Source organism: Flavobacterium sp. MAHUQ-57 (assembly GCF_051908335.1).
Classification (GTDB): domain Bacteria; phylum Bacteroidota; class Bacteroidia; order Flavobacteriales; family Flavobacteriaceae; genus Flavobacterium.
The window spans coordinates 661,019-672,758 of the sequence record NZ_JBPZTE010000007.1 but is presented as its reverse complement, the minus strand read 5'-3'; the positions used below and the strand labels follow the sequence as shown (position 1 = coordinate 672,758).

Genomic DNA, 11,740 nt, shown 5'->3' with positions numbered 1-11,740 from the left:
AATTACATTCCGTTAATGTTTACTCTTACATTACCGGTAATGTTTAAAAAAGCAACGATTCCTGTATTGGTTAATTGGACTTTTTCGAATACGATATCATTCATTTTTCCATTCACAAAAACACCAGGCATAGGCGAATAATTATTCAAATATTTGTGAATATTCTTCTTGCCTTCCTCTAAATTGGGTTGAATGGAATATCGACAATTTTCCTTGAGTTTTAATAAAATCATGCTCTGAAAAAGCCAATTGGCTGATTTCATCAATCGGCTTTTTGTTTCTAAGGCATAATCCAAGTCGTCAAAAAACAACTCTTTAGTATCTGGATTGTACTGTGGGAATCCAGCCAAATAAATTCTTCCGTTTATGCTGCCAATCATATCCAGAGCAATAATCATCTTGCCTTTTTTGTGCCATATCTCCACATTCTGAATGGTTATTTTTCGTTTTCCAGAAGCAAATACTTTTCCTTTGAAATTTTCATTCATGATACGGGAAGCATCTTGATAGCTGGACACCGCAACAATATTAGCCACAACTTTATCGGGTAAATTTCCAATAGGTTTTAGTGTCATCTTGCTTTTGTCATAGGCAGGTTTGGGCTTTTGACCAATGAATGATTCCATCAAACACTTTAGTCCGACATTCATGTTTACAGCTTTTTTTTCCAATTTGGCTTCAGTAGCATATAATTCTTGTGGGGTAACTTTTAGCCAAGTTTTGTAGGTTGGACTCATTTCTACAGGTTCTGCCACCTTTTGCATCATTTCCAATATATTCGATTTGAAGTCCAATGTTTTTCCCATCGAATCGTCAATCATTCGCTCTATTTTGGATTTGAAAATGCGTATGGTCGGATTGATCAAATAGGTGATTTTCATATCTTTGCCGGCAATGGAAATGGTCGGACTTTCGTTCCAATGGATGTCTTGTAATTCGGTTTGAGTTGTCACTTTCCAATTGTTCATTTGGATATCACTTAAAAGTGTAACCGTTCCATTCAAATTGAATTCTCTTGTGTCAAATAAGTTTAACCCTAAAGCCGAAGTACCATATTTTACTTTGGCCCATATTTTAAGTGGTACGATGGTTTTTAGTTTGTGATTGTCTTCCGAAATCAAAATGGGTGCATTTTTCCAAATCTTTATTTCCGTATTGTCATCATCTAAGATTGTGTCATTATAAATTAAACCGTTAAGCGCATTGTTGGTTTGTTTTTCAATGTCTTTAATGGTAAGGTTTATAGGGAAACTGATATAAGAAGATGTAATGGGATATTTGATTGGAGGAGCTTCGTCGGGTTCCGGTTTCATCAGTTCAATTTTCTGTGTTGTTGAACAACTGTTGAATAATAATTCCATCATAATGAAGCTTATAGCGAATAAAAATCTTTTCATACTTTCTAGTTGGTCAACAAATGTATAATTATTTTAAAAAAATATCCGTGTGATTTGTAACAAAATGAATTTGTGATAGTCTTATGGTAAATAATTAAATTTGTAAGAGTTGTCGTTAAACTTTCAAAAATAAAATGATACAAAATCCAAAAATTATAATTGCCTTTACATTACTGTTAAGTTCTTTTGCAGGTCAAAGCCAATCCAAAAAATGGACATTAGATGAATGTGTGAATCATGCTGTAAAGAACAATATTTCTATTAAACAATCCGAATTAGATAAAAAATCTTCGGAGATTAGTAAAAAAGATGCCTATGGTAAGTTTTTACCAACAATTAATGGGCAAGCTTCGCATTCATGGAATATTGGATTGAATCAAAATATCACTACAGGTTTACTTGAAAATCAAACAACTCAGTTTACTTCTGCTGGAGTAAGTGTTGGTATAGATATTTACGGAGGATTGCAGAATCAAAATCAATTGAGAAAGGCAAATCTTTCAATCATTGCGTCACAATATCAATTGACTAAAATGCAAGAAGATATTTCATTGAACGTAGTAAATGCTTATTTGCAAATTCTTTTCAATAAGGAAAATTTAAAGGTACAGCAACAGCAATTACAGTACGATACCAAACAAATGGAACGTACAAAAGAGTTGGTTGACGCAGGTGTTATAGCCAAAGGGGATTTGTTAGATGTAAATGCTACTGTTGCTACAGATAATCAGCGATTAATTGCTGCAGAAAATGCCTTGTTGATTTCAAAATTGAGTTTGGCCCAATTACTTCAGCTTGAAGATTTCCGTGAGTTTGATATAGTAGATTCAGATATTGAAGCAGTATTGAGTAATGTATTGCTTGAAGATCCAAAGGCTATCTTGAATAAAGCAAAAGAAACTAGAACTGAATTGAAATTAGCACAAACCAATGTTTCTATTGCGGAAAAAGATGTGCGAATTGCCAAAGGAGCTTATGAGCCATCGTTGTCAGGTTTTTATAGCTTTACAACACGTGCGGCTTATTCTGATCAGGTAATTGGAACAACTTTGGATACTTCAAATCCAACTACTGTTATTGGTTTTGTTGAAGGAACTGGACAAAATGTAGTGACGAGTAATTTAAAGCCTGTTTTAGGTAAGCCAGATCCTGTTTTTGATCAATTTAGAGATAATAAAGGGCATAGTTTTGGTATTCAATTGAATGTTCCTATTTTAAATGGTTTTGCTGCACGTAATAATGTTTCGCGTACTAAACTTGCTTTAGAACGTTCCAAAATTGCACTAGAGCAATCGGAGTTGGATTTAGAAAGAACTGTATATACAGCGTATACAGATACTAAAGGGGCACAAAAGTCATATGAAGCTGCTGTGACCACTTTGGAAGCACGTGAAAATTCGATGACTTATGCGAAAGAACGATATGAAGTGGGATTGATGAATATTTTTGATTATAATCAGGCACAAACACTATATGTGAATGCAAAATCGGAAGTGTTGCGTACTAAGTACGATTACATATTCAGAACTAAAATTCTTGAATTCTATTTCGGAATTCCGATTATTAAAAACTAACAATCATGACTAAGAAAACGAAATATTTTTTATTTGGTGGAGTGGGACTTATTATTCTTGGTGCTGTAGCAATTGGGAAGACGGGTGCATTTGGCAAAAGTAAAGAAGGGAAAGTGGTAGAGATTGCTAAAGTAGCACAACGAAATGTAATTGAGACAGTTTCCGCTACTGGAAAAATCCAACCAGAAATTGAAGTTAAAATTTCGTCTGAGGTTTCAGGAGAAATTATTGCTTTACCAGTGAAAGAAGGGCAGATCGTAAAAAAAGGAGAGCTATTGGTTCGTGTGAACCCTGAATTGTATGTGTCGGGATTAAACAGGTCGGTTTCTGGTCTATCCAATACTAAAGCGGGTTTAAGCCAGGCTGATGCACAATTCAAAGAAGCAAAAGCAAGCTATGAACGTACTAAAAAGTTGTTTGAAAAAGGGATTGTTTCACGTTCAGAATGGGAAAAAGCAGTAGCGGCCTTTGAGGGAGCTCAAGCGGCTAAAGATGCGGCGTACTATAATGTGCAAAGTGCATCGGCAACCGTAAATGAATCGAAAGAAAATTTGGGGAAAACTTCTATTTATGCTCCGGTTGACGGAACTATCTCGAAATTGGATGTCGAATTGGGTGAGCGTGTTTTAGGAACACAGCAAATGGCAGGTACCGAAATGATGCGTGTAGCCAATTTGAACAATATGGAGGTAGAGGTAGATGTCAATGAGAATGATATTGTTAAGGTCGAGATTGGTGATGAAGCGAAAGTAGAAGTTGATGCCTATCTAAAAAAAGAATTCAAAGGAATCGTAACCAGTATTTCGAATTCAGCTAGTACTGCCTTATCTGCCGATCAGGTGACTAATTTTAAAGTGAAAGTTAGAATTGTTAAAGAATCGTACGCGTATTTAATGAAAGGGAAACCGGCTAATTTTTCTCCTTTCCGTCCCGGGATGACGGCTACTGTGGATATTATTACTACAACAAGAGAAAATGTTATTGCTGTGCCTATTAGTTCGGTAGTGATGCGAACAGATACCACTGCTAACCGTAAAACAGATAAGGATGAAAGTGCCAATGGAAATGAGGATGGAGAAGTGGTGGAAGAAGTAAAATCCAAAAATGAAAAGCGTTACGAATGTGTATTTGTTAAATCGGGCGACAAAGTCAATCTACGAATTGTAGAAACGGGTATTCAAGATGATACGTACATAGAAATTTTGTCAGGACTGAAGAAAGGGGAGACAATTGTTGTTGGTCCATATACAGTTGTCTCCAAGGAATTAAATCCTGGTGATAAAGTACGGGTGAAATCAAAAGCAGAACTTGAAGCCGAACGTGAAAAGGCTAAGAAAAATAAAGAAAGCTAAAAAATTAATTGATTAATTCTTGGAAAAGCTCGTTCCTAATATAGGTTCGAGCTTTTCTTTTTTAATTATATTTGTCGCTTTAAAAAGGAATAATGAGTTATATTTTATCAATAGAAACGGCTACAAAAAACTGCTCTGTTGGATTGTCATTAAACGGTGTTACTGTTTTGTGCAGGGAAATTTCGGAAAATGGCTATTCCCATGCTGAAAAATTGCATGTTTTTATTGCAGAAATTTTAAAAGAAACTCAAATCGGTTTTTCAGATTTGAAAGCTGTTGCAGTGAGTCAAGGCCCTGGGTCTTACACAGGGTTGCGCATTGGTGTTTCAACGGCAAAAGGACTATGCTATTCTTTGGGTATTCCATTGATAGCGATCGATACTTTGGAATCTTTAGCGAAACAGTTGCAATTGGAAAGCGGAGTCGTTGTACCAATGATTGACGCCCGAAGAATGGAATGTTATACTGCTATTTTCGATAAGAAGCACACGTTGAAAAGAGCAATTGAATCAGAAATTATCACAGAAAATACCTATTCTGATATTTCGGATGCAATTCATTTGATTGGTGATGGTGCTCCAAAATGCAAATCAGTTTTGACTGATGCTAAATTTGTTTTTCATGATGATATTGTTTATCCTTCTGCCAATGAAATGGGAAGTATAGCATTTGAAAAATACAAAAAAAACGACACTGTAGATGTCGCTTATTTTGAACCTTTTTATTTAAAGGATTTTATACTAAACCGATAATTTACAAGGTAAGGTATTGTCTGGATTTTTCTAAAATATCCGATTTAGCCTCAGCAGCATCGCTATTATTAGTCCATATCTTTACTATAAAATTAACCGATGTGTCTGTAAAGTGGGAAATATAAATTTCCGGCTTCGGATCTTTTAATACCAAAGGTTGGTTGATTACTAGATTAGACAGCTTATTTTTCAATTCACTAACATCAGCGGTATGATTAGAAATAATTTCGAAATCTGTTCTTTGCGTTGACAGTTGTGAAAAATTCTTTATTTTTCCGTTGGATAAAAGTCCGTTAGGGATATATACCGTTTGATTGTTTCCGGTGGTGATTTTTGTCGAAAAAATTTGGATTTCTTCTACCTTGCCTGTTTCTCCCTGTACTTCAATTTTGTCGCCTAATTTGAAAGGCTTGAATAAAATAATCAGAATCCCGCCTGCAAAATTAGCTAAGGAACCTTGTAAGGATAAACCAACAGCCAATCCAGCGGCTCCTAGTATCGCGACAAAAGATGAAGTTTCTACTCCTAGTTTTGACACTACTGCGATGAAAACAATAACACGTAAACTCCAAAATATTAAGTTGCCAAGGAAATTGGTTAAAGTAACTTCAATATTACGGCCTAACATGATTTTTTTGAATGCTTTAGTGATAATGCTGGTCACCCACAAACCGACAAATAAGATAATTAAAGCCGTAATGATTTTTGGAGAAATGTCAAATAATAATTTTCTGAGAGCTTCTAAATAGATATTCATTTTTCAAATTTTGATAATAGAAAAAGAGGTTAGAAAACCAACCTCTTTACTTGTATTTTACTTTTTTTATTTTGTTTCTTCCGAGGTTTCTTCGGTTGCGGTGTCTACTGTGTTTTCAACTTTTGCTTCTGTGTTATCCATAAAGCCTTCTGCTTTTTCTTTGGCAGTATCTACTGCTCCATGAGCCAGCTCTTCCACTTTATCGATTGCTATTTCCGCTTTTTCTTTTACAGTGTCTACAATGTTGTCAATAGTCTCTGCTGCCTGAGGAACAAATTCTTTTACTTTTTCTCCCGCTTTCTCAGCAAATTCTTCTACTTTGTCTACAAGTGGCGCTGCACTTTCTTTAGCTTTTGCGATGGCGTCATCGGCAAAGTTTTCCACTTTTTCCGAGATTTCTTCCACATTTACTTTAGAACCAAATAAATTCTTAAAAAAACTTCCAATTCCCATTTTTTACAAATTTTTGATTATTAATAAGTGTAATATTACGATTTTTTTCGAACAAAATGGGCTATGCGTTCCGATTTTGAAACGCATAACTTTTTTTGTGAATGATTTTATTCGATTTCGAAAGTTAATTTTAAATTGACACGGTATTCGGTTACTTTGCCATCAACAACAGAGGCACTTTGTTCCTGAACATACGCAGAACGTATGTGCTTTACCGATTTGGATGCTTTTTCTACCGCTTTAGCTGTGGCATCTTCCCAGCTGATGTTCGAGTTGGATAACACCTCGATGACTTTTAATACAGACATAATTTTTCAGTTTTAAAGTTATTTGACTACTAAAGTTAGGTATTTAAAACTGTAAAACCAAATGCTATCCGTTCAATGCCTCTACTTTAATTTCTTGATCTTGAAGCATTTCCTTTAGCATATTTTCGATTCCGTTTTTTAAAGTAAAAGTTGAAGAAGGACATCCGCTACAAGCACCTTGTAAGATTACCTTAACTTTTTTGTCGGATTCCGAAAAAGAGTCAAATAAGATATTACCGCCATCTGCAGCGACTGCTGGTTTGATGTATTCTTCAATAATATTGATGATTTTTTGTGAAGTCACATCTAAATTATCGAAGTCCTTAATTTGCTGTTTGTCTAGTTTCTCTGATGTCACTACTTTGGTTTCATCTACGGCAATATTGCCACTTTCGATGAATTCACGAATGAAAGTACGTACTTCATTGGTCACTTCTTGCCATTCGTTAACTGCATATTTGGTAACCGATACATAATTTTCATCAATGAAAACTTCTTTAACATATGGGAATTTAAATAATGCACGAGCTAGTGGAGAGGCTTCCGTTTCGTCGATGTTTTTGCACTCAACAATAGTTTTGGTTAATATTCTGCTTGAAACAAATTTCATTACCGATGGATTGGGTGTGCTTTCCGCATAAACAGTAACAGCTATTTTTTTGTTTTCCTCTTTAGCTTTTACTACTTCGCCACCTGCATTAACATAGTTTTCTAATTGTTCGGCAACTTCAAATTTCACATCATCCCATTCAACAATGCTGAACTTTTCGATAGCGATAAAATTCCCCGAAATATAAACCGTTTTTACAAATGGTAGGTAAAACAATTGTTGGGCAAGTACAGAGTCAGCGCATTCGTCAATGTTTTTGAATTCAAAACTTTGATTAGGGCAGATGAAGTACGAAAATTCGAATTTTAGAATACTCGGATTGTTAGTTTCTTTTATAGTGATAAGTTTCATCTTAATTTTTTTTGCAAAGGTACTAAACATAATTTTACTTCATAGATTGGAATTCTTTTTATCGTTTAATTAACTATTTTAAAGATCAAAAAAAAACGTTTGCATAATCATCATATAACAAAAAGTTATATCTTTGAGCGTTTTCAATAAAACGATTAGTATTAATTAATTTTTATCAGATTTGTCTTGAGTCTGAAAAAGTGTAAAAACATGATTTTAAAGAATATAAAACTACTTATCTTACTTTTAATTTGTCAATTTTCGTTCGCCCAAGAAGGTATTGCGGTCTATTCCGATTATCTGACTGATAACTATTATTTATTACATCCATCTATGGCCGGAGCTTCGAATTGTTCTAAAATTAGATTGACAGCAAGAAATCAGTGGTTTGGTAACGATGATGCACCCGCTTTGCAAACGTTAAGTTTTAATAGTAAATTAGGAGAAAGAGGTTCGGCAATTGGTGCTATTTTATTCAATGATAAAAATGGTTACCATTCACAAAAGGGTGCAAAGATTACCTATGCGCATCATTTGATGTTTTCAAGAAGTACAGTTGATTTGAATCAACTTTCGTTTGGTTTAAGTGCTGGCTTGGTACAAAATCAATTGGATGAATCAAGTTTTGACATGACTGATTTTGATCCTATTATTGCTGGAATTATCCAACGTTCTAGTTATTTTAATATTGATTTTGGAGCATCATATAACTATTTGGATATGTATGTTCATGCAACAGTTAAAAATGCATTGTTCAGAAGTAGAGATTTGTATTCGGATTATGAATCGGATAATTTGAGAAAATATATTCTTAGTGGAGGTTATGTATTTGGTAACCCGAGAAAATTATTATGGGAGCCTTCTGTGATGTTTCAATTAACAGAGAGAACCAAAGAAAAGTCGATTGATGCTAACCTAAAGGCTTATAAAACGGTTGATTTTGGAAGAATTTGGGCTGGATTGTCTTATAGAAGAAGTTTTGATGGAGCGCAATATTTGGATGGTAATCAATTGAAAGATCAAAAATTACAATATATTACGCCGCTAGTAGGAGTTAATTATAAGAAGTTTATGTTTGCCTATACTTATTCTAATGTTATGGGAGATATTAAATTTGAAACAGGTGGATTCCATCAAATCACTTTAGGTTTTGATTTTGGTTGTAAGAGAGAACGTTACGACTGTAACTGTCCAGCGATCAATTAACAATATAATGTCCCGATTAATCGGGACATGTTTTTTATATAGTATATGGTAATTAAAGAAGTAAACGGTAAGTATCCGCAAATACCTGAAGATTGTTATGTAGCTGAAAATGCCACTATAGTTGGTGACGTTTCATTAGGTGAGCAATGTAGTATTTGGTTTAATGCGGTGGTTCGCGGAGATGTTCATTTTATAAAAGTTGGCAATAAAGTCAATATACAAGATGGTGCGGTAATTCATTGTACTTACCAAAAGCATCCCACAATTATTGGGAATAATGTCTCTATTGGTCATAATGCTATTGTACACGGTTGTACCGTGCATGACAATGTTTTAATTGGAATGGGATCGATTGTTATGGATGGTTGTGTTATTGAAAGTAATTCAATTGTTGCAGCAGGAAGTGTAGTAACTCAAAATACAGTAGTTGAATCGGGAACTATTTATGCTGGTATTCCAGCCAAAAAAGTCAAGGATATCAATCAAAGTGATTTTGCTGGTGAAATTGAACGTATTTCCAATAATTACATTATGTACTCCAGTTGGTTTAAATAAGTTTAAAAATCCTTTTCAAATACGTTTTCGTCGAAGCCAAGTATAGTCTTCAATACTTGTGCATCACTATTTGTGTAAAACGTAGCATTTCCCTCTTGGATTCTAACTGTGTTAAGCATTTGATTTTGTTCTAAGATAGCTTTTGTTTGTCTAGCTACAGCCTGCCCGGAATCGATAATTTTTATATGCGGAGGAATTATTTTTTTGATCTCCGGAATAAGGTAAGGGTAGTGACTGCATCCTAGAACAAGATAGTCTATGTTTTCGGCAATCATAGGGCGCAAATAAATTTTGAGCAAATTTCTCATTTCCTCGGTTTCTATTTTACCACCTTCTATTAATTCGACTAAACCATATCCAACCTGTTCTAATATGCGGATATTGGTATAGCTTTCAACGCGTTTGTTGAATAAATCACTATTTAGAGTGCCCTTAGTTGCTAATATTCCGATGGTTTGTGTCTCGGATTGGTTTGCGGCAGGTTTAATGGCAGGTTCAATTCCAATAAAAGGGACGTCGTATTTTTCACGAAGTTCTTTTATGGCATTTGTAGTTGCAGTATTACAGGCAACAACAATCATTTTACAGTTTTGTTCTAATAAAAAATCAACGTTTTTAAAGCACAAAGAGACAATTTCTTCCTTCGACTTTTTACCATATGGAGCATTTTTGCTGTCAGCCAGATATACAGTATTTTCGTTTGGGAGTAATTGATGAATTTCTTTCCAGATGGATGTTCCACCAATACCGGAGTCAAATAAGCCAATAGGATTTGAGTTGTTCATAGAAACAAATGTAAAAAAAAACTGCGCTAAAAAGTAACGCAGTTTTTTAAAAATATTTTAGAGAATTAGAATTTTAATTCTTTTTTAACGTCTTCGTATAAGTTAGGACCATCAGCAACGATGAAAGCAGAAGCATCCAATACATATTGATAACCTTTAGCTTTAGCAACCTTTACAATAGCAGCTTTCACTTTGTCATAAATAGGTTTTTCAATTTCCATTCTTTTCTCATCGATTTGTTTTTGAGCATTGTCTCTGTATTGTTGGATACGTTGCCCCATATCTTGCATTTCTTTAGCACGAGTTTCGTTGATCTCTCTTGTGGTAGTTTCAGCTTCACTTTCGTACTTTGTCATTTTAGTTTTGTATTCAGTTACCATAGTTGAATATTCTGTATCGAAAGTTTTACTTAATTTTTCCAATTGTGCTTTCGCAGAAGTCATTTCCGGCATTTTAGATAAAAGCTCTTGAACGTCGATGTGAGCTGTTTTTACTTGAGCAGTCATAGTACTTGCTCCTAACATCATTACTGCTGCAATAAGTAAAGTTTTAATCTGTTTCATCTTTTTAGTATTTATTAGTGTAATATTAATTTTGGTTATTTTTCTTTTTCAATTCTTCCTCTTTTGCTTTGCGTGCTGCTTCTCTTTCTTCAAGGATTTTCTTTCTTTTCTCTTCTAATGCTTTTCTTCGTTCCTCCAAAACTTTTTTATTGTTTTCAATTGCTTTGAGGCGTTCAGCTTCTTTAGCTGTTTTTAGCGAATCCTGTACTGCTTTTTTGTCTTCAGCTTTGTTGAAATTTTCCGTTTGTTTGTCGGCGGTTTTTGTTTCGGCTGGTTTTACATCTGTTTTAGAAGAATCAATTGTTGTGCCAGAAATTTGTTTGTTGCGTTCTTCTATAAGTTTTTTTCTGTTCTCCTCGAATATTTTGCGCTTCTCTTCTGCTGTTTTTCGACGGTCTTCCAAAATTTTATCCCTCTTGGCTTTTTTCTCGTCTAGCAGTCGTTGTCTTTCTGCAAGTGCTGAATTATCGGAAACTTCATCTTGCTTTTCTTGTTTTTCTTCAAGTGCTTTTTGTTGTTTTTTAGATAATTCTTCTCTCTTTTCTGTGCGTGTAATAACTCGGACTACTTGGTCACTAATGTTGTGCTTTTTCGCAGAAAATAAAATTGTCATATCCGAAGACTTGTCGAAAATGAAATCGTATTGTTTTGCTTCGGCAATATCCTGAATGGTATTGAATACTTGATCTTGAACCGGTTTGATGATGGTTTCTTTCTGAATAGCTAAATCACCACGAGGACCAAATCTTTTCTGTTGATAGTCAATTAAGTCAGTTTCAAGGAATTTTATTTCCTCTTCTTTTTCCTCAATAAGTTCTTTGGTATAAAGTGCTCTTTCATTTTTTAAAGATTCCTTTAATTTTTGAATTGCATTTTTTCTTTCTTCAATGTCTTGCTTCCACTTTTGTGCTTTTTGTTCTAGTTGACTTGATGCTTCTTTATAATCCGGAACATTTTCCAGAATATAATCCATATCAATATATCCTATTTTAATTCCTGTTTTGGTTTGTCCGAAAACAAATCCAGAAACAGCAAAGAACATTAATAACAAAAATAGTTTTTTCATAGTTTGTGTTT

13 protein-coding genes are annotated in these 11,740 nt (G+C 34.3%); 5 read left to right on the top strand and 8 right to left on the bottom strand.

The window, feature by feature from the left end:
• Positions 1-2: 2 nt before the first annotated feature.
• Complete coding sequence (locus ACS8MM_RS11085; protein ID WP_379716727.1) at positions 3-1,397, bottom strand: DUF4403 family protein; 1,395 nt, start codon at positions 1,395-1,397, stop codon at positions 3-5.
• A 134-nt stretch (positions 1,398-1,531) separates the two neighbouring features.
• Here ACS8MM_RS11085 and ACS8MM_RS11080 point away from each other — a divergent pair, with 134 nt between their 5' ends.
• From ACS8MM_RS11080 to tsaB, 3 genes are all read left to right on the top strand, one after another.
• The gene (locus ACS8MM_RS11080) at positions 1,532-2,971 is read left to right on the top strand and encodes a TolC family protein (protein WP_379716724.1); all 1,440 of its coding nucleotides are present in this window, start codon (positions 1,532-1,534) and stop codon (positions 2,969-2,971) included.
• A gap of 5 nt (positions 2,972-2,976) precedes the next feature.
• Positions 2,977-4,323 (top strand): efflux RND transporter periplasmic adaptor subunit, encoded by a 1,347-nt coding sequence (locus ACS8MM_RS11075; RefSeq protein ID WP_379716721.1) that lies wholly within the window; start codon positions 2,977-2,979, stop codon positions 4,321-4,323.
• Positions 4,324-4,415: 92 nt separating this feature from the next.
• Positions 4,416-5,075 carry a tRNA (adenosine(37)-N6)-threonylcarbamoyltransferase complex dimerization subunit type 1 TsaB gene (gene tsaB, locus ACS8MM_RS11070; RefSeq protein ID WP_379716718.1) on the top strand — a complete coding sequence of 220 codons (660 nt, stop codon included), beginning with the start codon at positions 4,416-4,418 and terminating at the stop codon, positions 5,073-5,075.
• 1 nt (position 5,076) lies between these two features.
• On the opposite strand, the gene ACS8MM_RS11065 is transcribed toward tsaB, so the two are convergent.
• From ACS8MM_RS11065 to ACS8MM_RS11050, 4 genes are all read right to left on the bottom strand, one after another.
• A complete protein-coding gene (locus tag ACS8MM_RS11065; RefSeq protein WP_379716715.1) occupies positions 5,077-5,832 on the bottom strand; it encodes a mechanosensitive ion channel family protein in 756 nt (251 codons plus the stop codon).
• Between the two features lie 66 nt (positions 5,833-5,898).
• Positions 5,899-6,285 carry a hypothetical protein gene (locus ACS8MM_RS11060; RefSeq protein WP_379716712.1) on the bottom strand — a complete coding sequence of 129 codons (387 nt, stop codon included), beginning with the start codon at positions 6,283-6,285 and terminating at the stop codon, positions 5,899-5,901.
• A 107-nt stretch (positions 6,286-6,392) separates the two neighbouring features.
• Positions 6,393-6,593, bottom strand: a complete 201-nt coding sequence (locus tag ACS8MM_RS11055; protein ID WP_379716708.1) for a dodecin family protein — start codon at positions 6,591-6,593, stop codon at positions 6,393-6,395.
• Positions 6,594-6,657: 64 nt separating this feature from the next.
• On the bottom strand, positions 6,658-7,554 hold the full coding sequence (locus tag ACS8MM_RS11050; RefSeq protein WP_379716705.1) for a NifU family protein: 897 nt from the start codon (positions 7,552-7,554) through the stop codon (positions 6,658-6,660).
• A 210-nt stretch (positions 7,555-7,764) separates the two neighbouring features.
• Between ACS8MM_RS11050 and ACS8MM_RS11045 the strand changes: the two genes are divergently transcribed.
• Positions 7,765-8,760 (top strand): PorP/SprF family type IX secretion system membrane protein, encoded by a 996-nt coding sequence (locus tag ACS8MM_RS11045; protein ID WP_379716702.1) that lies wholly within the window; start codon positions 7,765-7,767, stop codon positions 8,758-8,760.
• Positions 8,761-8,805: 45 nt separating this feature from the next.
• Positions 8,806-9,315, top strand: coding sequence for a gamma carbonic anhydrase family protein (locus tag ACS8MM_RS11040; protein WP_379716699.1), 510 nt, complete (start codon positions 8,806-8,808; stop codon positions 9,313-9,315).
• A gap of 2 nt (positions 9,316-9,317) precedes the next feature.
• Here the strand turns inward: ACS8MM_RS11040 and murI are convergent, their stop codons facing one another.
• The 3 genes from murI to ACS8MM_RS11025 form a co-directional block, all read right to left on the bottom strand.
• Positions 9,318-10,100, bottom strand: a complete 783-nt coding sequence (gene murI, locus ACS8MM_RS11035; RefSeq protein WP_379716696.1) for a glutamate racemase — start codon at positions 10,098-10,100, stop codon at positions 9,318-9,320.
• A 65-nt stretch (positions 10,101-10,165) separates the two neighbouring features.
• Positions 10,166-10,663, bottom strand: a complete 498-nt coding sequence (locus tag ACS8MM_RS11030) for an OmpH family outer membrane protein (protein ID WP_379716693.1) — start codon at positions 10,661-10,663, stop codon at positions 10,166-10,168.
• 25 nt (positions 10,664-10,688) lie between these two features.
• On the bottom strand, positions 10,689-11,729 hold the full coding sequence (locus ACS8MM_RS11025) for an OmpH family outer membrane protein (protein ID WP_379716690.1): 1,041 nt from the start codon (positions 11,727-11,729) through the stop codon (positions 10,689-10,691).
• Positions 11,730-11,740: the final 11 nt, after the last annotated feature.